Source organism: Dactylosporangium fulvum, assembly GCF_025137375.1.
In the GTDB taxonomy this organism is placed as follows: Bacteria; Actinomycetota; Actinomycetes; order Mycobacteriales; family Micromonosporaceae; genus Dactylosporangium; species Dactylosporangium fulvum.
This window is the reverse complement of record NZ_CP073720.1, coordinates 4,080,345-4,102,833: the sequence shown is the minus strand read 5'-3', so window position 1 is coordinate 4,102,833 and position 22,489 is coordinate 4,080,345. Positions and strand designations below refer to the sequence as shown.

Sequence of the window (22,489 nt, the reverse complement as noted above, 5' to 3'; positions counted from 1 at the left end):
CGACGACCGTGCGGGTGTGACACCGTGCGGGAGTCAGCGGGTGGGTGGGCGCAATGCTCCCAGGGCCGTGCCGGCCGCCGTCGCGGCCAGGACGGTCCCCCAGCCCACGGGGCCGAGCGGCCGGCAGCCGAAGAACTGGCTCAGGACGGGCGTCTGCACCACGCCGAACAGTGCCGCCGCCGACGCACCGGCCGCGCCGAGCACGACCGGATCACCGCCCGACAGCAGCGCGGTCTGGCCCAGCTGCGCACCGATGAGCGAGGCCAGGGCGATGGTGCTGGCGCGCGCCGCCGTGCCGGTGGCCTTGGCGGTCAGCCAGGCCCCCGTGGTGGCGGCCGACGTCGCCACCGCCCGGCGGATGACGTTGCTGGCCAGCGCGCCGCCGAGCGACGCCTCCGGCCCCTCGCGGACCAGCCGCTCCGGGCTGACGTGTTTGGGCGGCCGGGCGGCGATCGTGATCGCGGGCAGCAGGTCGGTCATCAGGTTGACGAACAGGATCTGCCGCGCGTTGAGCGGCGGGGTGCCGGAGACTACCGAACTGCCGACGGTGAAGAGGACCTCGCCCAGATTGCCGCCGAGGAGCAGCGCGAGCGACTCCCGCACCGACGCCCACATCGCGCGGCCCTCGATCACGCCGTCGACGATCGTCTCGATCCGGCCGTCCATCACGATCATGTCCGCGGAGTGGCGGGCCGCCGCCGTGGCGTGTTCGCCGAGCGCGATGCCGACGTCGGCGAGCCGGATCGCCGGTGCGTCGTTGGCGCCGTCGCCGGTGACCGCGACGGTGTGCCCGGCACGGCGCAGCGCCCGCACGACCGTGACCTTGTCGCCCGGGCTGGCCCGCGCGAAGACCGCGGCCTTGGACACCAGCGCGTCCACGGTCGCGTCGTCGGCACCGTCGAGGTCGGTCCCGGACAAGACCGCACCGCCGTCGAGCAGGTCGAGCTCCGCCGCGATCGCGGCCGCGGTGCTCGGGTGGTCGCCGGTCAGCATGAGCACCTTGACGCCGGCCTGCCGCAGGCTGTTCACCGCCTCGGCGGCGCTCGCCCGGGTCGGGTCGGCGAGCCCGAGCAGGCCGAGGAACTGCATGCCGTCGACCCGTTCGTCGTCGAGTCCCACCCGCTGCGAGGCCGCGCGCTCCGCGATCGCGAGCACCCGCAGCCCCTGGTGGGCCATCCGGTCGACCTCCGCCTCGATCTGCTCCCGGTCGGCCGTGGTCATCGGCCGGACCGTGCCGTCGGGCCACCGGGTCGTGGTGCACCTGGGGAGCGTGATCTCGGGCGCGCCCTTGACGCTGATCACCTGGCCGGTGCGGGCCATGCCGAGGACGGCGTGGAAGCCGCGCACCGGTTCGAAGGGGAGCTCGCGCACCGGGCGCCAGTCCTCGGCGCCCTCACCGGTGCCGACGTCGGCGGCCGCGGCCCCGACGACCACCGCCTGGTCGGTCGGATGGGGCAGCGTCCCGGAGCCGTTGGGCGCCGGGCTCGCCCGCAGTGCCGCGCCGAGGATCGCGCGGTGCCGGGGCGTGAGCGCATCGATCGGCACCTGCTCCTGGCCGTCGGAGACACTACGCAGCGCGATGCGCCCCTCGGTGAGGGTGCCGGTCTTGTCGAAGCAGATCACGTCGACCCGGCCGAGCGCCTCCATCGAGCGGTGGTCGCGGACGAGGATGTTGCGCCGGGACAGCCGGCGGCTCGAGCTGAGCTCGGCGGCCGTGGCGATGAAGGGCAGGCCTTCAGGGATCGCCGCCACCGCGAGAGCGACGGAGTCGCCGACCGACTGCGCGAACCGCCCCCGGATCAGGCCGTTGGTGAGCAGCGCGGCGGCCGCGGCGCCCGCGGCCGGCAGTGACGCCTTGGTCAGCTGCCGCAGCCGCTGCTGGACACCGGTCTTCGGCGTGCCGTGCAGCGCGGTGCGCGCGCTGCGGCCCGCCTCGGTCTCCGCACCGGTCGCCACGACGACGCAGGTCGCCGAGCCGGCGGCGACCGTCGTCCCGGCGAAGGCCATGCTGCTGCGCTCGGCGACGGCGGCGGCCCGCGTCGCGGCGGTGTCCTTCGCGACGGGCATCGACTCGCCGGTCAGCGCCGACTCGTCCATCTCCAGGCCGGTCGTGGCGATGAGGCGGCAGTCCGCCGGCACCGCGTCGCCGGGATCGAGGAGGATCACGTCACCGGGCACCAGTTCGTTGAGGGTCCCGGGGCGGTCGACACCGTCCCGGCGCATCTGGACCCGCGGCGTCGCCGCGGCCACCAGCTGTCGCAGCGCCCGCCGCGCGGCGAGGTCCTGGACGCCGGAGAGCACCGCGTTGGCCAGGATGACGGCGACGACGAGGCCCGCGTCACTCTTCGCGCCGGTCATGGCGGAGACCCCGGCGCCCGCACCGAGCGGCAGGGTGAGCGGTGTGTCGAGTTCGCCGACGATCGTCGCGACCAGCCCCCGCTCGACGGGTTCGTCGCCGTTCTGCTGCCCGGCCGGGCGGCGCTGCGCGGCGGCCTCCTCGCTGATGCCCATCGGGGACGTCTCGAGGATCCGCATGACCTCGTCGACGGGCAGCGCGTGCCAGGCGACGGTGCCGATGGGCAGCGGCGGTGTGCGGCGGGCCAGGCCGCGCACCGACATCACGGCGCCGACCAGGTTCGCGAGATGCGCGGCGCCCGTCGCCAGCGTCACGTTGCGCGCCCCCCGCTGTGTCCCGTCGGCCGCGCCGAGCAGCGCGCCGGCCGCCGAGCCCTGCAGCGCGACCTGGACGCTGCGGCGGCTCACGGTCCGGGCCAGGGCCGCGGCCTCCAGCAGCAGCCAGGCGTTCTCGAGACCGGGGCCGCCCATCAGGTGTGCGCCCCACGGCAGCCGGCGGTCCTTGTGCAGCACGCCGAAGCCGCAGTCCGCCGCGGCCAGGGCGGCGTCGTTGCGGCCGGCGACGAGCAGGACGGCGTGACCGTCACGTTGCAACGCGCGGATCGATCCGGCCAGCCGCGAGCCGCCGGCGACCGTGCCGTCCGACGGCACTCGCCGGCGCAGGTCGGCGTTGGCCCCGGCGAGCAGCACCTGGCCGACCCGGCGCCCGGCCGCGACCAGCGCGACGGTGAGCGGGTCCAGCGCGGCCTCCAGCACGACGAGCGCCACGAGGGTCCGGTCGCGGACCAGCGCGTACAGCTTCCCGCGTGTGCCGTTGTGGGCGCGTGCCTCGACGCGGGCGTCATCGGGGACGGGTGTGCCGAGGCGGTCCGGGTCGACCAGCGCCCAGCCGTCGGCGTCCGGCTCGCCGGTCGGGCCGCCGCGGCCGCCGTCGAGGAGCCGAGCGGCGGACTCCCAGGCGGCCTCGACCGTCCCGCGGAGCGGCACCACGTGCTTGATGACGTGGCCGGCACCGGTGAGCACCTGGGCATCGATCACCACGGTGTCGACCCGGTCGAGACGGCGCAGCGCGGTCCGGTCCCGCACAAGGACGTCGCGGTGTGCGAGGAGGCGGCCGAGGCGGCCGGCGTACGCCTCGCGCCCCACGTGTGCCGAGCCGGGCGAGCCGGCCGAGACCACGCGTGCGGCGTACCGCAGACCGTTGGGCAGCAGGGCCGCCGCGCCCGCGACGAGCAGGGTGAGGACGCTGATGCGGCGTGCGTACTGCTCGACGGGGCCGTCGGGTATCTCCGCCATCTCCGCGGGGCGCCCGCCGCGACGGGCGTCGGCGCGCGCGGCGGCGGGCTCGGGAAGCAGGCGGCCGAGGCGATGCAGCCAGGCGTCACGCTCCGCGGAAGCCTCTTGCAGCAGCATCACACGCAGGACGGCGTCCGTGGCCATGCCGACCTTCGACTGGCTCGCGACGCCGAGTGCCGCCCTCGCCGCGGACAGCGCGAGATCGGCCCGGTTCTTGCCGATCGCCCGGCGCAGCGTCTTGCGCACCCGGGGCAGATGGTCGACGAGCGCCGCGACGGCGAGCAGCTCACGCGGCGCGCTGGGCAACCCCAGGCGGCTGGCCACGGCCGAAGCCGTGACCCCCAGGACGTCGGCGGCGAGCGTCATCTTGTGCCGGGTCTCGACGTCGAGCCGTTCCGCATCGGCGGGCTCACCGGCCATGTGGTCGGCCTCGGCGGTCGCCACCGCCTCGACCAGGTCATCGAGCCCGAGGCTGTCCTCGTCGTAGCTGACGAGCAGTTGCCCGAGCACGCCGTTCCAGGCGGCCCAGTCGACACCACGCAGTTTCTCGAGGGATTTCTCGAACAGCCTGCCGTGCTCGGCCGTGACGATACCGCGGCGGGCGCCGCGCACCTCGATCTGTGCGAGGCCGCCCCGGGCCCGGGCCAGCCGCCGGCCGCGGGACCGCGGCGTCGCCGGCCGGCCGTCCGTCGGCCTCGTCACCGTGCGGTGGCGGGGACGCCCTGTGCACCCTTCATCTCCGCACCGGGCGGTCCTGCAGCCCGGCGCGCCGCTTCCTCGTGCCCGTCGGTGTGGGTGGCGATCCACACGCCCGCCGCAGCCACGGCCGCGACCGGCCACTCCAGGATTCCGAGCGCGGCGAGCGCGCCGATCCCGCCGTAGTACAGCAGGCGCCTGGGCTCCGGCAGCGGCACCGCGGCCGCCAGCGTCCTGGCCGTCCACTTGGCCTGTGCGAGGACCGATTCCGCCCCGGCGACGGCCTTGCCGGCGGCGCGCTCGGCCGCGCGCTCGGCGGCACTCGGCTCGGCCTGCCCGGCCTGGCGCGGGGCGGCCGGTTCCGTCTTCGCCGCGGCCTTCACCGCGGTGGTGGCCTCTTTCGTGGCGGTCCGTCCGGCGGTGGTCCGTGTGCTGGCGGCCCGTGTGCTGGCGGTCCGTCTGCCGGCGGGCCGTGTGGTGGCCGGCTGCTCCGCGGCCGCCGCTTCGGACTTCTCCGCGGCTGCCCGGCTCGTCGAGCGTCGAGCACGGCGCGCGGTCTCCGTCGAACGCGACTGCGGACGGGTCTGCGTTGCTGTATTCGTCATCGAGAAGCACCTCCGCAGGGATGTCACATGTGACTTCTCCAGCGCACGGGGCTACCCACCCGATGCCGGGGCAACCCAGGATCCGGCATCGGGTCGTGGCCGGGCGGAGGTGTGGCGGGTGTTCGGCCGCCCGTCAGGCGGTGCGCGGGGCGGCGATCCGGCGGATGACGGCGACGATGCCGGCGATCAGCAGGGCGCTGACCACCTCGATCACGATCGCGGACAACACGTGGGACATGGCGGTGCTCCTTGGGGGGTGGGACGACGTGCGCGCCGAACCGTACGAGCGCCACGTGAACAACCAGTGACGTACTCGTCGACTTGAGATGTCCGTCACGGTTGAATTCCGGCGCTGACCTGCGCTTTGTCGCCGAACGACAGGTGGCCGCCCCGCCGGTTCACCCGCACGGGCGGGCCGGCGCGACGGGCTTGAGCGGACGAGGTCCGGAGCGCCGCGACGCCGCGTCCCGGCATGCTGTGCGGCGCCCGGCCTCCTACCGCCATTCACCGGCCAGCAGCGGCTCGAGCAGGTGCTGCCGGCGCTCGATCCGCAGCTCTTCGAGCAGTGCGCCGCGCGCCGCCGACTCCGCGTCCCGGTCGCCCGGGTGCAGGCCCAGTTCCTCCACGTCGTCCCGCGACGCACCGACGAGAACGAGCTCGACGCCCTCGTGGTCGAGGAACACCGGGGGATCCAGCGGGGAGAAGCGCCGGCCGCCGAAGCGGGCCAGCAGCGCCGGCGACAGTTCGGGCCCTTTCCGTCCGGCCCGGGTCCACGCCCGGCCGACACCCTGCGGTGCCGGCGTCCGCGGGTTCCGCACCGCCACGATGAAGCCGGCCTGGGTCTCGATGTTGAGGTCACGCTGTACCGGACCCGGCCGCTCCGGCAGCTCCAGCGCGTACGCGAAGTGTGTGTGGTCGTCATGCCGGGCGATGGTGTACTCCCCCTCCCCGGCCGGGCGCGCGGGCGGCTGGACCCGCTCACCGCGGGTCTTCGTCATGTACCGCCGCTCGTCCAGCGCCTCGCGCAGTTCCTTCGGCCGAGCCACCACCCGGTCGACGAAGCACCATGCGCGCTCGTGCGCACTGACGTCGGGCAGCCGCTTGCGTCCCACGACGAGCAGTCGCACGGCGTGGCCCGTCCACGGGCGGAGGACCAGCAGCAGTCGCTGCACCTCGTCCACCGACGCCACGAGGTCGTCGTCCACCCGCGGACGGTAGAAGAACGAGAGATCACCGGCCTCGAGTCGCACGGCGGCCCGTTCCCGTACCGATGCCTCGCCCGTGTCGTCCACGATCCCTGCTCAGGTCCTGATCTCCTCGGGGTGCTTCTGCCGCCAGTCCCGGACCGCGTCGGCGACCCGGTCGAACAGGGCCACCGGCGGGCCGGCCAGGATGTTGCCGACGGCCGACTGGGGTGCCATCCGGTGCGGCCGGGTGGGTGCGACCATCTCCGCCGCCTTCAGCGCCCCGGTCAGGTCGCGCAGTTTCTCGGCATCGACAGTGGTGCGCAGCCTCAGGAGCTCCTCGCTCTCCTCCCTCGTCGCGTGGTTGACCACGTCGGCCTCGAAGTTCTCCAGCCGGCGGTCGAAGTCCGGGTGGTCGACCCCCATGTCGTACAGGTCGGCCAGTTCCTTCTTGGCCCGGTCCTCTTCCTCCAGCCGCTGTTCGACCACCTGCTCGCCGTCGTCGAGCTTGCGGCGCGCCAGCGGGTGGACCACGGCCTCCTCCGCCGTCTCGTGCACCGCGAGCAGACGTACCAGGTCGTTGAACAACTCCTGCTTCGCCTGTCCCTGCGACGCCTTCGTCTCGCGGAACAGGCTCTTGATCTCGTCGTGCTGCTGGAGCAGCAGGTCGACGACGTCCCGGCCGTTCTCGGTCTCGGTCATGGTCATCGACATCACCCCCACATCTGGCGTCTCTCGAGCCGCACTGCCCGGTACGGCCCGGTTCATGCGACGGGCGGCGCCCGAAGGTGATCCCGGGTGCGCCGCCTCCACCGGCGGCCTGCGCGAACGTCATTGGCCGGAGGGACCGGGCCGCGCTACCCGACCGCCCCGGCGGTAAACCGGTGGCTCAGATCATCTCCAGCGGCCGGGGACCGTCCGGCGGCGGGAAGGCGCGGTCGAGTGCGGCATAGTCTTCGAGGTCGAGCCGGACCGCCAGCGCGCCGTGGTTCTCCCGCGTGTGTTCCGGGGTGCTCGCCTTCGGGATCGTGGACACCCCGTCCTGGCGGAGCACCCATGCGATCGCCACCTGCGCCGGGGTCACGCCGTGCCGGTCGGCGACGGCGGCGACGGTCGGGTGGCGCAGCACCGTCCCGCGGTGGTCGAACGGCGAGTACGCCATGATCAGCGGCCCGCCGCGCTGGCACGCGGGCAGCAGGTCCCACTCGATGCCGCGGTGGGCCAGGTTGTACAGCACCTGGTCGGTCTGCACCGAACCGCCGTCCGGAACCGCGGTGAGCTCCATCAGGTCGACGCCGTCGAAGTTGCTGACGCCCCAGAACCGGATCTTGCCCTGCTCCTGGAGTGTCGTGAACGCGTCCACGGTCTCGTCCAGCGGCACCGGGCTGGGCCAGTGCAACAGGTACAGGTCGATGTAGTCGGTCCGCAGCCGGTGCAGGCTGGCCTCGCAGGCACGGAGCGTGTCGGGGCGGCCGGCGTGCGACGGCAGGACCTTGGTGACGATGAACGCGTCGTCGCGGCGGTCGAAGACGGCGTCGCCGACGAGCTGCTCCGCGGTGCCGTCGCCGTACATCTCGGCCGTGTCGATGATCGTCATCTCCAGATCGAGCCCGGTCCGCAACGCCGCGATCTCGTCGTCGTGGTACGCCGGGTCCTCGCCGAGACCCCAGGTGCCCTGCCCGAGGGCCGGGATCTGTTGCCCGGCCGGCAGTTCGACCGTCGGCACGGTAAAGGTCCGCATCCGCCCCTCCTCGTGTCGGTCCTGAGAGGCTCGTCACCGACCACTACCTCGGCCCCCGACCGATAAACCCGGGCCGTCACGGACGGTCCGCCCGGCGTCCGGCCGGTAGCCGCGGGCGGCCTCGCGGACCGCCTCGTCGCTGCCAGGCCGGCGACCACGGCCTCACCCGCGTCGCCCGGATCCGGCCGCGCGAGCCGTGATCGGGTTTCGTCCGCGCGGTCGCGGCTATTTGCAACTGTCGCGAAGGAGGAGTCATGGAACTTTGGGCCGCGACGACGATCCGGCAGCCGGTGTCGCGGGTGTACGGGCACTGGCGGCATCTGGAGAACCTGTCGACGTTCATGACGTACATCGACCGGATACGGCCGACGGGCGAGCGAACCAGCCACTGGACGGCGATCACGCCGTTCGGCCACAGGCTGGAATGGGACGCCGAACTCACCGACGTGGTGCCGGACCGGCAGCTCGGCTGGCGCTCGGTCGGCGAGGCCGAGCTACCCAACTGCGGCCGCGTCCGGTTCGATCCCGCACCCGACGGGGTGAGCACGGAGGTGCGCGCGCTGATGGTCTTTGTCATCCCCGGCACCGAACTCGGCGGGATGATCTCGAGGTACTTCGGCGACACGCCCAACGAACTGCTGGACGACGACCTGCACCGGCTCAAGCAGATCCTCGAGACCGGCGAGGTCGTCCTGTCCGACGGGGCGCCGTGGGGCAAGCGCTCCCGCAAGGAGTTCCCGCAACGGCCGGCGCAGCCGCTGTCGGCCGGCGAGCTGGCGAGAGGGGCACCGGCGTGAAGGCGAACACGTGGGCCGGCCGGAACCGGGTGGAGGTTCTCGAGGTACCGGATCCGATGCTGCTCAACCGCAGGGACGCGATCGTCCGGGTCACGTCGACCGCGATCTGCGGCTCCGACCTGCATCTCGTGGACGGCTACGTGCCGACGATGCAGAAGGGTGACGTCCTGGGCCACGAGTTCATGGGTGAGGTCGTCGAGGTCGGGCCCGGCGTCGACCCGGGCCGGCTGCGCATCGGTGACCGCGTGGTCGTGCCGTTCACCATCGCCTGCGGCAACTGCGCGGCGTGCGTGGCCCAGCGGTACTCCTGCTGCGAGAACAGCAACCCCAACGTCGGCATGGCGGAGAAGACCTTCGGCCACCCTGTCGCCGGGATGTTCGGCTACTCGCACCTCACCGGCGGCTACGCGGGCGGGCAGGCCGAATACGTGCGGGTGCCGTTCGCCGACGTCGGCCCGCTGCGCATCGAGTCGGACCTCTCCGACGAGCAGGTGCTGTTCCTGTCCGACATCCTGCCCACCGGCTACATGGGCGCCGAGATGTGCGAGATCCGCCAGGGCGACGTGGTGGCGGTGTGGGGTGCCGGCCCGGTCGGGCAGTTCGCCATGGACAGCGCCCGGCTGCTCGGCGCCGCCATGGTGATCGCGATCGACCAGGAGCCGTACCGGCTGGCGATGGCGCAGGAGGCCGGTCACGTGCCCGTCAACTTCGCCGAGGTCGACGTCCCGGCGCGGCTGGCGGACCTCACGTCCGGGCGGGGCCCGGACAAGTGCATCGAGGCGGTCGGCCCGGCGGCCAGCCGGTGCGCCGCCCGGGTCGCCACCGACCACGGCGTCGAGGCCGTCACCCACGCCGGCGTCGAGCGGCCGCACGCGCTGAACCAGGCGATCACGTGCTGCCGCAGCGGCGGCGTGGTGGCCGCGCTGGGCCTCTTCGGCGGCTCCGTCGACAAGTTCCCCGCGGGTGCCTGGATGAACCGGTCGCTCGTCCTGCGCACCGGGCAGTGCCACGTGCAACGGTACATGCGGCCGCTACTGGCCCGCATCGAGCGCGGCGAGTTCGACCCGGCCCGCATCGTCACCCACGTCATGCCCCTGGACCAGGCGCCGTACGGCTTCGAGCTGTTCAAGTACAAGAAGGACGACTGCGAGAAGGTCGTCCTCAAGGTCTGACGCCGAGCATCCGAGTTCTGAACGTCCCGGCCGCCGCGCCCGGGCGCGGCGGCCGGTCGTCGCTGATCAGCGCAGGTGCAGGTCGTTGGCGTCGGTCTGCGGCCCGGCCACGGTCGCCTTCGCGGCGGCCGGGGCGGTGCGCGGCGGAATGGTGGACGTGTCGAACGCGTACGTGATCACCGCGGTGGCGATCGCGTCGGCGTTCGTGTCGAGCGCGAACGTGTTGATGTTGCCGAAGAGCTTGTACCGGCTCCGCAGCTGCGCGTACAGCGCCGCGTCCCCGCCCTTCTGGACGACCCGGAAGAGGTCGTCGCACGGGTCGTGGTAGCACGGATCGTACTGCGCGCCCTCGACCCCGCCGAACTTGGCGACGTCGGCGGCGGTCTTGATCCCTTCGGCGCCGGTGAACAGGCCACCGGCCGGGATGTTGACACCGGCCGCGATGAACGGGCCGTAGTCCGAGCGGCCGGTGAAGTCGGCGGCGTTCGTCGGCTGGCCGCGCGAGGCGTAGAACGCCTCGAACAGCTTCTCGATCTGCGCCGATCCGGCCGGGCCGGGGCCGGAACCCTGGGCCGCGGAGTCGTCGCCGTCGTAGACGCCGAACATGTAGTTGGCCGAGGCGATCATGTCGAAGTTGAGGTACAGGGTGATCTGGGCCTGTTGCTGCGGCGTGAGGTTGGTGACGTAGAACGTCGAGCCGACGAGGTTGGCCTCCTCGGCGCCCCACCACGCGAAGCGGACCTTGTTCTTGGGCTTGACCTTGGCCATCTGCAGGGCCACTTCGAGCAGCCCGGCGCTGCCGCTGGCGTTGTCGTTGACGCCCACGGTGTCGGGCTCGGAGTCGAGGTGCGCACCGGCCATGACGACGTTGTCGGCCCGCCCGGTCTTCGTCTCCGCGATGACGTTCTCGGTGGTGCGGATCTCGGCGGTCGTGTCCGCCGTGAGGTGCACGGTCAGGCCGGGAGTGTTGGCGAACGCCGCACCGGTGGCGTAGGAGACCCCGATCGCCGGGATGCCGACCGGCGTGCCGAGCGTGCCGAGCAGCAGGTTGTACCGGTCGGCGTTGGTGACCGGGTCGCCGTTGCCCTGGTTCATCACGATGGCGCCGGCCGCGCCGGCCGCCTCGGCGTTGGCCACCTTGGTGCCGAACGGGCAGGTGCCCCGCTGCATCAGCGCGATCTTGCCGACCACGGCGGCGGTGAAGTCGGAGGCTTCGCAGCCGGACGTCACCGCCGTGCGGGGTGCGACCAGGTTGAGGTCGACCGGCACGACGGCCGCGGTGACGTCGCCCGAGCCTGAGCAGTCCATGAGGTCGTAGTCGGTGCCGTCGACATAGGTCGTCGGCGTGGGCGCGGTCTGCGCGAACGACGAGCCGCTCTCGTCGCAGAAGTTGAACTGGAACGGCTGCCGGGTGACCGTGTAGCCGGCGTGCTGCAGCAGCGCCGCCACGTAGTCGGCGCTGCGCTTGTGCCCGGGCTGGCCGGACGCGCGGTTGCCGCCGTTCTTGTCACCGATCGCCTGGAACGCCAGCAGGTGCCGCATGACGCCGGGCAGCGTCACGGCCTTGGTCAGCTTCTTCGGCGTGTTGTTGTTGCCGCTCGAGCCGGCGTGTGCCGGGCTCGCCAATCCGATCGAGCCCACCAGGGCGGCGGCGGTGGCCGCGCCCAGGAGTCTTCGAGCCGAGCGAGACACCACGATGTGTTCTCCCCTCCGTGTGGCTGTGCACGGAACCACCCGACGTATCGACGGGCAGGGAGAATGTACGCAGGATCCGAACATCGATGGTAGCCGCTAAATGCGCATTCGCGCACAAAACGCGGCGACCGAGGGCCACGGCAAGGGTGACCGGTTGGGCGCGGCTTTATCCGCGCTCTTCCGCCGGTGCGCCGGTGCGGACGACCTCGGCCGGAGCGGGCCGCCGCCGCGACAGCCAGCGCTCGACGAGCAGTGTGGTCAGCGGCGGAACCGATGCCAGCACCGCGACGGTGGTGCGCGCGATGGACCACCGCTCCGCGCGCGCCACCCATGCGGTCGCGACGAGGTAGGCGATGAACAGCACCCCGTGCAGCCTGCCGAACAGCCACACGCCGGCGTCGGTGACCTCCGCGACGTGCTTGAGGTACATGCCGACGAGCAGGCCCGTCCACGAGAATGCCTCCGCCAGGGCGGTCACGCGGAACAGGCGGTACGGCTGCATGATGCCTCCGGCTTCTGGCAGGTCAGGGCGACGGTCCGAGAATCGCTCCCGAGGATAGCCGCTTCTTTCCGTAACGCCGGGAGCTGCACACCGGCGGCGCGTAACAGTGGCCCGGGTGCGAGGCCGCCGATGTGGCCGACGCCACGTCCGCGGGTGTGGTCTGTGTTGCATTCGCGGGTGTACGGGCATGCCGCCGCGCTGTTCAGACGATCTTCCGGGGTGGGTGGCGATCCTCCTCACACCGCCGCCGCGCGTTTCCGCAATGTTTCGTCGGTAGGTTCTAATACCGACCGATTCAGTGGTCTATTCGCCACATGTACCAGGGGAAACGTACGTGATCCAGCTCGCAGGTCTGCGCAAGACCTACCACGCCCGGGGCGGTCCGGTGCACGCCGTCGACGGTGTGGACCTCGCCGTCCGCGACGGCGAGGTGTACGGGGTCGTCGGCCGCAGCGGGGCCGGCAAGAGCACCCTGTTGCGCTGCGTCAACCTGCTGGAGCGTCCCGACGCCGGCACGATCACCGTCGGCGGGGTGACCCTGACCGACCTGTCCGAGGCTCGCCTGCGCACCGCCCGGCAGGGCATCGGGATGGTGCACCAGCACTTCGCGCTGCTGCGCTCGCGCACGGCCGCCGGAAACGTCGAGTTCGCTCTCGAGGTGATGGGCGTGCCCCGCCGCGAGCGGCGCGCCCGCGTCGCCGAACTGCTCGACCTCGTCGGCCTCGGCGACCGCGCCGGCGCGTACCCGGCCCAGCTGTCCGGCGGGCAGCAGCAGCGGGTCGGCATCGCCCGCGCGCTCGCCGGCCGGCCCAAGGTGCTGCTGTCCGACGAGGCGACCTCGGCCCTCGACCCGGAGACCACCGGCTCGATCCTGCAACTGCTGCGCGACCTCAACCGCCGGCTCGGCCTCACGATCCTGCTCATCACGCACGAGATGGACGTGGTGAAGCGGCTGTGCGACTCGGTCGCCCTCATGCGCGACGGCCGGTTCACCGAGCAGGGCACCGTCGCCGGCCTGCTCGCCACCCCGGAGTCGGCCCTCGCCCGGGAGCTGTTCCCGCTCGGCCCGCTCACCGGCGGTACCGCTGAAGAACAGGTCCTCGACGTCACCGTCGCGGGACCGCTCGCCGACACGGCCTTCCTCACCGACTTCGCCCGAGCGCACGACCTGCCGGTCCGCATCGTCGGCGGCGCGATCGAGCCGCTCGCGGGGACCCGGGCCGGGCGGTTCCGCCTCGCGCTGCCCGCCACCGCGACGTCGGCACCGGCCCGGCTGCGCGACGCCGGCCTCATCGTCGACGAGGTGACGGCGTGACGTGGAGCGAGATCGGTCCGCTGCTGTGGACCGGGGTGCAGGAGACCGCGTACATGGTCGGCGCCGCCGCCGTGTTCACCGCGCTCGGCGGCGTCCTCGTCGGCGTGCTGCTGGTCCTCACCGACCGAGGCGGCCTGCTCCCGCTGCGGCCGGTCAACGCGCTGCTCGGTCTCGTCGTGAACGTCGGCCGGTCGCTGCCGTTCATCATCCTGCTGGTCGCGATCATCCCGTTCACGCGGGCGCTGGTCGGCACCACCATCGGCACGGAGGCGGCGATCGTGCCGCTGACCGTCGGCGCGATCCCGTTCTACGCCCGCATCGTCGAGACAGCCCTGCGCGAGGTCGACCGGGACGTCATCGCCGCGGCCCGGGCCATGGGTGCCTCACGGACCCAGATCGTCCGCAAGGTGCTGCTGCGTGAGGCGCGGCCGGGTCTCGTCGCCGGGTTCACGATCACCGTCGTCGCGCTCGTCGGCTACTCCGCGATGGCCGGCGTGGTCGGCGGCGGCGGCCTCGGCGACCTCGCCATCCGCTACGGCTACCAGCGCTTCGAGAACGAGGTCATGATCGCGACGGTGGTTGTGCTCGTGGTCTTCGTCCAGCTCGTCCAGATGCTCGGCGACCTTGTCGCCAGACGCCTGTCCCACAAGTAGAAAGGCACCACCGTGCGACGCACGATTCTCGCCACCATCACGGCCGCGACCCTCGTCCTCGGGCTCGCCGCCTGTGGCGCCGACGAGGCCGGCGGCAGCGGCGGCGACACGCTCAAGATCGGTGTCAGTCCGGTACCGCACGGCGAGATCCTCAAGTTCGTCAAGGACAACCTCGCCGCGAAGGAGGGGCTCAAGCTCGACATCGTCGAGTTCAACGACTACGTCCAGCCCAACGTCGCCCTGCGCGACAAGCAGCTCGACGCCAACTACTTCCAGCACATCCCGTACCTGGAGGCCGAGAAGGCCGCCAAGGGCTACGAGTTCACGGCGCTGCGGCCGGTCCACATCGAGCCGCTCGGCGTGTACTCGAAGAAGGTCAAGAACCTCGCCGACGTGCCCGAGAAGGCGGTCGTCGCGATCCCGAACGACCCGTCCAACTCGGGCCGCGCGCTCAACCTGCTCGCGTCGAAGGGCCTCATCAAGCTCAAGGACGGCGCCGGGGTCAAGGCCACCCGCACCGACATCGTCGACAACCCCAAGCAGCTGGAGTTCAAGGAGCTCGAAGCGGCGCAGTTGCCGCGGAGCCTCGACGACACCACGCTGTCGGTGATCAACGGCAACTACGCCATCCAGACGAACCTCAGCCCGGCCAAGGACGCGCTCGCGCTGGAGTCGGGCAAGGACAACCCGTACGCGAACCTCGTCGTGGTCCGCACCGGCGACGAGAACGACGAGCGGATCCAGAAGCTGGAGCGGCTGCTGCACTCGCCCGAGGTCAAGCAGTTCATCGAGAACAAGTACCAGGGTTCCGTCCTGGCGGTCTGACCCGCACGACCGTGTGCGGCCGGCTCCTTCCCGGCCGCACACGGTGGCACCCGCACACCGCCCGCGGCTACTGGCAGGTGAAGTCCATCGACACCGCGGACGGGCCCGCCACCACCACGTAGAAGTGGTCGCCCGAGTCTCCTTCCGCCGGGACCGCACTTCGTCAGGACGGAGCGGCCCGGCGGCGCGGTGATACAGCGGTCTCCGCCACGCGCGCCGATACGGCATGATCGGCCTGATGAAGGCACGATGGCTCACGGTGACGGCGCTGCTGCTCGCGGGTTGCGGCACGACCCCCGCCACGCCGGAGGCGGCCCGGCCCGACGTGACCTACGCGACGTCGGCGCCGACGCCCACGCCGTCGCCGTCGACGCCGCTCGTGGCCGGGCCGCGGTGTCTCGCCCCGGGCGTCGAGCTGTCCGTCGGCGAGGTCGACGCCGCGATGGGGCTGCGCGCGGTGGGCATCACGGTGCGCAACTGCGGCACCGGCACGTACGGCGTGAACGGCTATCCCGTCGTCGACGTCCTCGACGCGGACGGCAAGGTGCTCGACGTGACCGTCCTCGACGGGACCGAGCACGTCTCCCGCATCGAGCGGTACGCGGGACCGCCGAAGCCGATCGACGTCGCGCCGGGCGGCAAGGTCGTCGCCGTCCTGGTGTGGCGCAACATCACGACCGACGCCGCGACGGTCGCCAAGGGTGCGTACCTGAGCGTCGCACCGGCCGGCGGACAGCCCCGGCACACGCTCGCGCTCGCCGTCGACCCGGGCAACACCGGCAAGCTGGCGGTCAGCCCGTGGAGCTCACCGGCCTGACCGGCTCCCGGTCCCGTCGGCCCGGCCTTCCGTCACACGCGCCGCGCAGGAACACTCCACGCCGATTCACCCCCGGCGGGCCGTTTCGACGGCCGGGACGCCGGAGATACCGGCGCCTGAGCGTACATCTGGAGAAAGGGAGTCCATGGAGGTCATCCGCGCCCCGTGTGAGCGCCGGGAAGCTCCGCAGCGCCGCTACAGCGGCGTCGTGTGGACCGGCAAGGACATCGTCGGCATGGAGCCGTCCCGGCTGCGGGCGGTGAGCGAGCAGTTCAGCCCCGGAGCCCGGACCGCGTGGCATAGCGAGCCCTACGGCCAGGTGCTCCACGTGCTCTTCGGCGTGGGCCGGGTCCAGCGCCGGGGTGGCCCGGTGCTGGAGGTGCTCGCCGGCGACACGGTCGTCTGCCATGCCGGCGAATGGCACTGGCACGGCGCCGCACCGGACTCGTTCGTCGCCGTCATGTCGACCTGCGAAACCGACGCGCTCGACGTCGGCACCGAGTGGGGTGCGCACGTGAGCGACGCCGAGTACCGCCTGCCGCCCATGGGCGCCGTCGTACCACGTCAGGACGAGGACCGGACCTTCCAGCCCGAGGTGTGCTGGTGAGTTCCTGACGGCCCGGCGGTCCGTGAGCCCTGCCGGGCCCCGGCCGGCCCACGCCGGCCGGGGCTGCCGGGGCGGCATCCGCCGGTGTACGGTGCGCGTCACGAGGCATGCCGGACCATCCCGGCGGCCGCTCCCGGGCCGATCAGCGCGACGGCAGGACCGGTGCGTAGTCGGGCAGCTCAAACGCGCCCGCCTTCGCGAACTGGGCGGCGAGCAGCTGCCGCATCGGCCAGTGCGGCATCATCCGCATCGACAGGGCCCGCAGCCGGATCATCGTCCGGGTCCGCGGGGCGTAGCCGCGGATGCCGCCCGGTGGCAGCTCCAGCCCGGCGGCCACGTAGTCGCGCAGCCGGTCCTGGTAGCCGGCGCAGGCGGCGCGGACGTCGCCGTCCGAGCCGGCCAGTTCCCCGGCGAGGACGTGGGCGCCGACGAGCGCCATGCTGGTGCCGAGGCCGGCCAGTGGCGAGCCGCAGTAGCCGGCGTCGCCGAGGAGCACGACCCGGCCGCGTGACCAGCGCTCCACCCGGACCTGGCTGAGGGAGTCGAAGAAGAAGTCGGGCGCGGCGGGCATCGCGGCGAGCAGGGCCGGAACCCGCCAGCCGGCCCCGGACATGCGCTCGGCCAGCACGCGCTGCTGCTCGTCCTTCGGCGCCCGCTCCAGGCCGCGCCGGGACGAGGTGAAGCTCAGATACGCCTTCGCGGTCCCGCCGTGCTCCGGCCGGATCCCGGCGGCCAGGCCACCGGGTGCGTTGTACATCAGGTACCAATGGCCGAGGTCGCCCGGATCGGGCACGCTGAAGTACGCGGTGTAGCCGCCGAGCTGGTGCACGTACGACGACTCCGGGCCGAACGCGAGTGCCCGGACGCCGGAATGGACCCCGTCGGCACCGACGACCACGTCGAAGCGTTCCCTTGCGCCGCCGGCGAAGTCGACGGTCACACCGCCCCCGTCGTCCTCGGGCGTCTGGTGCAGCGCGACGACCCGGTCGCCGAACCGGTACTCGACGTCGTCGCGGGTCGCCTCGTACAGCAACCGGGCGAAATCCCCGCGCGAGATCTCGATCTCGGCGACGAAGCCCTCACCCCCGAACGCGTCGGCCGGCATCCTCGAGGTCCACCGCCCCCGGGCATCCACCATGGCGATGCCCCGCTCGTCGACACAGGCGGCCCGGACCTGGGGCATGAGCCCCATCCGTTCCACGACGAGCCGGGCGGCCCCACGGACGTCCACCGCCTGCCCGCCCGGCCGCGGAGCCGGGGACCGCTCGACGACGGTCGCGGAGATCCCGTAGCGGTGCAGCCAGTGTGCCAGTGCCGGGCCCGCGATCCCGGCACCGGAGATGAGTACCCGCATCCATGCCTCCCATCCTCGCGCGTACTGCGTACGCCATGCGGGCGGAAGGCTATCCGTACAGCGATAATGCCGGCAATCGACACTAGTACACCGGGCGGTCGCGACCGGGTGCGCCGGACTGGTGTACTAGTACCGTGACCGACGCCGAGCCGCCGTACCGCCGCATCGCCGCGGACATCCGCCGCCGCATCACCGCCAAGGAGCTGCGCCCCGGCGACCTCGTGCCGTCCGCACGGCAGATCACCCACGAGTGGGGTGTCGCGGTCGCCACCGCGACCAAGGCACTCGCACTGCTGCGGCAGGAGGGCCTGACCACGGTGCGGCCGGGTGTCGGCACCGTCGTCACCGCGCCGTCCGCCGACCGGGCCGGCGTCCGGCGGCCCGGCCCGCCGCGCCGCGGGGGCACCGAGCTGACGCTCGCCCGGATCGTGACGGTCGCGACCGGCATCGCCGACGTCGAGGGCTTCGCCGAGGTGTCGATGCGCCGGATCGCCGCCGAGCTGGGTGTGGCGACGATGTCGCTGTACCGGCACGTGCCGGGCAAGGACGAGCTGACCCTGTCCATGATCGACGCCGCGTTCGGCGAGGCACCGCTGCCGGCCGTGCCGCCGCCCGGCTGGCGTGCCCGGCTCGAGGTGGCCGCCGTCCTGCTGTGGCGGCTGTTCCGGCGCCATCCGTGGCTGGCGCCGTCGATGTCGCTCACCCGGCCGCAACCGGCGCCGAACGGGCTCAGGTACACCGAATGGGTCCTTGCCGCGCTCGACGGCACCGGGCTGCCGCCGAGCGACCGGCTCCACGTGCACCTGCTGCTGTTCAGCTATGTGCGCGGCCTCGCCACGACGCTGGAACCGGAGGCCGAGGCCGAGCGGGAGACCGGCATCACCGGCAACGAGTGGATGGACCACGGCTTCGGCGGTGCCGAGGTGCCGACCGGGGCTCCGAACTTCGAGCAGCTCCTGGCGATCGACGACTTCGAGCTCGACCTGGACCGGCTCTTCGCCTTCGGGCTGGGCCGGCTCCTCGACGGCCTGACCGTCTTCATCAGCCGCCGCACGCCCGGGCCGGCCCGCCCCGGACCGGCTCAGGTGTAGCGCAGGAGCGCCACCGTCCTAGGGCCGTGGGACGTTCGTCGTGGATGCCGCCGCCGGGGTAGCAGGACCGTGCCGGCGCCCTACGCCCCGGATCCGGCAGGCGGGTCCGGGGCCAGGAAGCGCTTCATCATGTCGACGAACGTCGCGAAGCGGGTGCTCATGTCGATCTCCGGGCAGAGCAGCCACTGGATCTGCAGGCCGTCCATGACCGCGAGCACCAGCGAGGCGAGCTCCGCCGCGTCGGCGTCGGTGCGGAACTCGCCGCGGTCCTGACCGCGCTGGATGGCGCGGGTGGTGCGATACCGCAGGTGCGCGTAGCGGTCGGTGAAGAACGGCCGCGCCGGGTGGTCGGCAGCCACACTCTCCCCCACGAGCACCGTGAACATCTGGACGAGTTCCGGCGTCGTCGTGTTGTGGTCGACGAGCTCCTGCAGGGCGTCGAGCGCCGCCCCGCCGCCGTCGTTCCACGTGCCGGCCTCGAGCCTGCGGGTGCCGTCCCGGTCGCGCTCCTCGAGCACCGCCATGAGCAGGTGTTCCTTGGACGCGAAGTGGTGCAGCACCCCCGGCTGCGTCATGTCGGCCGCGGTCGCGACCGCGGCGAGCGGCCCACCCTGATAACCGTGCCGCGCGAAGACCGACGTGGCTGCGCGCATGATCGCGGCACGGGTGCGCTCACCACGGGCGGAAGACGAGGGGCGCTGGGTGGACCGAGGCATGGGATCAGAGTAAGCGCTCTCTCAAATCCCGAATGCAACGTCGTCACGCGCACGTCCGGGCGGTGGCCGGGCGGCTCAGCCGATGTAGACGACCACCACCTCGTCGTCGGTCAGGGCGGCGATCAGGTCGCGGATGAGGGCCACCGTCGCACGGCCGGCGGCGCCGGACTCGTACTCGTCCAGCTCCAGGCCCTCCTCGTCGAAGATCGCCTTGAACTCGGCCGCGTCGATGCCGGCCGGGTCGAGGTGCGGCAGGTACCGCCGGTGCTCGGGGGTGAGCAGCGTAGAGAAGCTGTCGTCGTCCAGGCCGCTGATCGGCTCGCCGTGCCCGGTGTCGGACAGCGAAATCCCGCGGTCCTCCAGGGCGTCCAGCACCGCCAGCACGACATACCCGGACCAGCCGTACTCCCCCGACACCGCGCGCCCGTGCGTCGCGAGCACACCGGCGGGGTCGGCGGCGAAGTCGGGAAGGAACTTGGCATCGAGGACGGTAAAGGAAGCGATGACCGACATAGCGTCGCACAGTACAAGATCCGGCCGGACACCAATACGGGTGTGCTGATCTATGTGTGCTCGACGCGCAGCGCGTAGTCCTTCGGCAGCCAGCTGTCCTGCCATGGAGCGCATCGGTAGATCCGGTCGGTTCGATCGGTAGATCCGGTACCCGCAGACCGGCGGTTCGGTCGCGGATTCGCGAATCGCGGGAAACCGGCCGCGCCATCGATGGACAGTGTGCCCGGAACCCGGCATTGTCGGATCCGCGCGGCGAATCGGTACCGGCCCGGGGCGGCGCACCGCCGTCAGGGCAGGCTCTTCCACGGCAGGCCTGTTGCGGAAAGGCGGGGCGCATGGTCGCGACGACGCACCGACCCGCGAGCGAGACCGGCACGGCCGAGCACCGGCTGCACCGGCCGCGCCTGGAAGCGCTGCTCACGGCGGCCGGCCGGGCGCGGGCCATCGCGGTCTACGGCCCGGCCGGCGCGGGGAAGACGACACTCGTGTGGGACTGGCTGGCCCGGTCCCCCGAGGCGGGCGCGGTGGTCTCCGTCGACTGCGCGGATCTCGGGCCGGACCGTCCGGTCGACCTCGCCACGCACGCGGGCGGCCGCACGGGCCCCGTGACCGTGGTGCTGGACGGGGTCGAAGCCGTTCCCGACGCCAGCCTGCGCGCGCAGGTGGACCGGTTCGTCGCGGACCGCCCGTCGGCCCGGGTCGTCCTGGTCGGCCGGCACGGGCCCGGATCCGACGGCGCCTGGACGGGCAACCCGATCTACCCGGTCGCCGTCGACGCGGCGGACCTCGCGTTCACCTCGGCCGAGACGGCCGAGCTGGCCCTGTCGCGCGGGCTCGACCTGTCGCCGGCCGCCGTCCACGGGGTCTTCGCGGTGACCGGGGGCTGGGTCGCGGGCCTCGTGATCGCGCTCGACGCGATGGCGGGCCTGCCGCGCCACCGGGAGCCGGACGTCGACCAGCTGCTGCGTGCCGGGGCCGGGCTCGACGAGTACGTGTGGCACGACGTCCTCGGCGAGCTCACCCCGGACGCGCGGGACGCGGTACGGCTGGCCAGCGTCGCCGAGTCGGTCAACGCCGACCTGTTCGCGGCGCTCACCGGCCGCCCCGACGGCGCCGCCCTGCTCGCCGGCCTCGCCCGCAACGGCGCCTTCGCCACCCGCGTCGGCCGGTACTCCGAGTGGTTCCGGTACCACCGGCTGTGGCGTACCGCCCTCTACACCGCCCTGGTGAACGACGATCCGGTGCTGGCCCACCGGCTCCACCGGGTCGCCGGCGCCTGGTACACGGTGCACGGCCAGCCCGGCGAGGCACTCCGGCAGGCGATCGCCGGCCACGACCACCCGCTCGCCGCCCGGCTGGCCCGGACCCAGGCCGACGCCATCCGGCACAGCCCGGCCCGGACCGTCGCCACCGCCACCACGGCACCGGCGGCACCGGCGCCGTGGCCGCCGTCCTCGCCGTGGCCACCGCCGGACGACGCGGCACTGGGCAGCGCGTGGCAGGCACTCTGCCGTGGCGAACCGGACGCGGCCCGGCGGGCCGTGGACACCGTCGCCCGACCGTCGTACGGGTCGGTGCTGTGCGTCCGCGCGATGATCGAGCTCCAGCAGGGGCACCTCGACCGCGCCGGCCGGCTCGCCGCGCGGACCCGCGCCGTCCTGCATCGCGAGGGGGTCACCGGCTCGCACGACGAGGGCTGGGCGCTGCTCGTCCTCTCCGGCGTGGCCCGGCTCCGCGGCTGCCCGCAGCCCGCGCACCACTACCTCGACGAGCTGCTCGTGGAGGTGTGGCCGGGCACGCCCGCGCTGCTGGCCAACGCGACCTTCCACCGGATCGAGGTGCTGCGCCAGCAGGGCGGGCACGGCCCGGCGCTCGTCGCGCTGGAGCGGCTCATCGCGGAGGAGGCCGACCTCGAGGTCCTGCCGGCATGGGCGCCACGCGCGATGCGGATCCAGCTGCTGCTGTCGGAGGGCCTGCTGCACGACGCGCAACGGCGCTGGGAGGCCGACGCTCAGCTGTTCCCGCCCGTCGTGGCCGACCTCGGCGCCGCCACACTGCTGCTCGCGCACCGGCCCGCCGGCCGGGCGGACCCGCGGGTCGACGAACTGCTGCGCCCCTACCTGGCCGGGCCGACCGGCTGCCTGCCGCACGACGTCGACGTCCGGCTGGTGCTCGCCCACGCGGCGCAGCGCCTCGGGGACACCGCCGCCTCGGCGGGCCTGCTGCGGGAGGCCCGCGAGATCGCCGCCCGGGAGCGGCTGTGGTATCCGTTCACCGTCGATCGGGGGCTGCCACGCCTTGCCGACACCGCACCGGACCGGTCGGCGGTGCCCGCGGTGCTGACCGTGGCCGAGACGGACGTGCTGCGGATGCTCGTGGGCTTCATGACCGTGGCCGAGGTCGCCGCCGCGCTGCGGATCTCGCCGAACACGGTGAAGACGCACACCTCGGCGATCTACCACAAGCTCGGCGTGCACCGCCGCCGCGACGCGATCCGCCGCGCCCGCGAGCTCGGCCTGCTGTGACACGGCGGTCTCAGCGACGGCTCCGGCGGC

General features: G+C 72.9%; 19 protein-coding genes. 9 read left to right on the top strand and 10 right to left on the bottom strand.

What is annotated here, in order from left to right:
- Window positions 1-33 precede the first annotated feature (33 nt).
- The 5 genes from Dfulv_RS19435 to Dfulv_RS19415 form a co-directional block, all read right to left on the bottom strand.
- On the bottom strand, window positions 34-4,353 hold the full coding sequence (locus tag Dfulv_RS19435; RefSeq protein WP_259865422.1) for a cation-translocating P-type ATPase: 4,320 nt from the start codon (window positions 4,351-4,353) through the stop codon (window positions 34-36).
- On the bottom strand, window positions 4,350-4,952 hold the full coding sequence (locus Dfulv_RS19430) for a hypothetical protein (protein ID WP_259865421.1): 603 nt from the start codon (window positions 4,950-4,952) through the stop codon (window positions 4,350-4,352). The genes Dfulv_RS19435 and Dfulv_RS19430 overlap by 4 nt, the downstream gene beginning before the upstream one ends.
- A 494-nt stretch (window positions 4,953-5,446) precedes the next feature.
- Window positions 5,447-6,244 (bottom strand): hypothetical protein, encoded by a 798-nt coding sequence (locus Dfulv_RS19425; RefSeq protein WP_259865420.1) that lies wholly within the window; start codon window positions 6,242-6,244, stop codon window positions 5,447-5,449.
- A gap of 9 nt (window positions 6,245-6,253) precedes the next feature.
- Window positions 6,254-6,844, bottom strand: a complete 591-nt coding sequence (locus Dfulv_RS19420; RefSeq protein ID WP_259865419.1) for a hemerythrin domain-containing protein — start codon at window positions 6,842-6,844, stop codon at window positions 6,254-6,256.
- A 181-nt stretch (window positions 6,845-7,025) separates the two neighbouring features.
- Window positions 7,026-7,877 carry an aldo/keto reductase gene (locus Dfulv_RS19415; protein ID WP_259865418.1) on the bottom strand — a complete coding sequence of 284 codons (852 nt, stop codon included), beginning with the start codon at window positions 7,875-7,877 and terminating at the stop codon, window positions 7,026-7,028.
- Between the two features lie 254 nt (window positions 7,878-8,131).
- Between Dfulv_RS19415 and Dfulv_RS19410 the strand changes: the two genes are divergently transcribed.
- Together Dfulv_RS19410 and Dfulv_RS19405 are read left to right on the top strand one after the other, a co-directional pair.
- Complete coding sequence (locus Dfulv_RS19410; protein ID WP_259865417.1) at window positions 8,132-8,674, top strand: SRPBCC family protein; 543 nt, start codon at window positions 8,132-8,134, stop codon at window positions 8,672-8,674.
- Window positions 8,671-9,846, top strand: a complete 1,176-nt coding sequence (locus Dfulv_RS19405) for a zinc-dependent alcohol dehydrogenase (RefSeq protein ID WP_259865416.1) — start codon at window positions 8,671-8,673, stop codon at window positions 9,844-9,846. The genes Dfulv_RS19410 and Dfulv_RS19405 overlap by 4 nt, the downstream gene beginning before the upstream one ends.
- Before the next feature lie 66 nt (window positions 9,847-9,912).
- On the opposite strand, the gene Dfulv_RS48580 is transcribed toward Dfulv_RS19405, so the two are convergent.
- Complete coding sequence (locus tag Dfulv_RS48580; RefSeq protein WP_319805810.1) at window positions 9,913-11,541, bottom strand: M28 family peptidase; 1,629 nt, start codon at window positions 11,539-11,541, stop codon at window positions 9,913-9,915.
- A gap of 166 nt (window positions 11,542-11,707) precedes the next feature.
- A complete protein-coding gene (locus Dfulv_RS19390; RefSeq protein WP_259865415.1) occupies window positions 11,708-12,043 on the bottom strand; it encodes a DUF3817 domain-containing protein in 336 nt (111 codons plus the stop codon).
- A 334-nt stretch (window positions 12,044-12,377) separates the two neighbouring features.
- Here Dfulv_RS19390 and Dfulv_RS19385 point away from each other — a divergent pair, with 334 nt between their 5' ends.
- From Dfulv_RS19385 to Dfulv_RS19365, 5 genes are all read left to right on the top strand, one after another.
- Entirely contained in the window at window positions 12,378-13,358 is a 981-nt protein-coding gene (locus Dfulv_RS19385; RefSeq protein WP_319805809.1) for a methionine ABC transporter ATP-binding protein, read from the top strand.
- Entirely contained in the window at window positions 13,355-14,011 is a 657-nt protein-coding gene (locus Dfulv_RS19380) for a methionine ABC transporter permease (RefSeq protein WP_259865412.1), read from the top strand. The genes Dfulv_RS19385 and Dfulv_RS19380 overlap by 4 nt, the downstream gene beginning before the upstream one ends.
- 12 nt (window positions 14,012-14,023) lie before the next feature.
- A complete protein-coding gene (locus Dfulv_RS19375; protein ID WP_259865411.1) occupies window positions 14,024-14,836 on the top strand; it encodes a MetQ/NlpA family ABC transporter substrate-binding protein in 813 nt (270 codons plus the stop codon).
- A gap of 238 nt (window positions 14,837-15,074) precedes the next feature.
- Entirely contained in the window at window positions 15,075-15,653 is a 579-nt protein-coding gene (locus tag Dfulv_RS19370; protein WP_259865410.1) for a DUF4232 domain-containing protein, read from the top strand.
- Between the two features lie 145 nt (window positions 15,654-15,798).
- Window positions 15,799-16,260, top strand: coding sequence for a cupin domain-containing protein (locus tag Dfulv_RS19365; RefSeq protein WP_259865409.1), 462 nt, complete (start codon window positions 15,799-15,801; stop codon window positions 16,258-16,260).
- A gap of 142 nt (window positions 16,261-16,402) precedes the next feature.
- On the opposite strand, the gene Dfulv_RS19360 is transcribed toward Dfulv_RS19365, so the two are convergent.
- The gene (locus tag Dfulv_RS19360) at window positions 16,403-17,614 is read right to left on the bottom strand and encodes an FAD-dependent monooxygenase (protein ID WP_259865408.1); all 1,212 of its coding nucleotides are present in this window, start codon (window positions 17,612-17,614) and stop codon (window positions 16,403-16,405) included.
- A gap of 134 nt (window positions 17,615-17,748) precedes the next feature.
- Between Dfulv_RS19360 and Dfulv_RS19355 the strand changes: the two genes are divergently transcribed.
- Window positions 17,749-18,705: a TetR/AcrR family transcriptional regulator C-terminal domain-containing protein gene (locus tag Dfulv_RS19355; RefSeq protein ID WP_259865407.1), complete on the top strand. Its 957-nt coding sequence runs from the start codon at window positions 17,749-17,751 to the stop codon at window positions 18,703-18,705.
- Window positions 18,706-18,785: 80 nt separating this feature from the next.
- Here the strand turns inward: Dfulv_RS19355 and Dfulv_RS19350 are convergent, their stop codons facing one another.
- Entirely contained in the window at window positions 18,786-19,421 is a 636-nt protein-coding gene (locus Dfulv_RS19350; RefSeq protein WP_259865406.1) for a TetR/AcrR family transcriptional regulator, read from the bottom strand.
- 75 nt (window positions 19,422-19,496) lie between these two features.
- A complete protein-coding gene (locus Dfulv_RS19345) occupies window positions 19,497-19,934 on the bottom strand; it encodes a hypothetical protein (RefSeq protein WP_259865405.1) in 438 nt (145 codons plus the stop codon).
- Between the two features lie 335 nt (window positions 19,935-20,269).
- Between Dfulv_RS19345 and Dfulv_RS19340 the strand changes: the two genes are divergently transcribed.
- Window positions 20,270-22,459: a LuxR C-terminal-related transcriptional regulator gene (locus Dfulv_RS19340; RefSeq protein ID WP_259865404.1), complete on the top strand. Its 2,190-nt coding sequence runs from the start codon at window positions 20,270-20,272 to the stop codon at window positions 22,457-22,459.
- The last annotated feature ends 30 nt before the right edge of the window (window positions 22,460-22,489 follow it).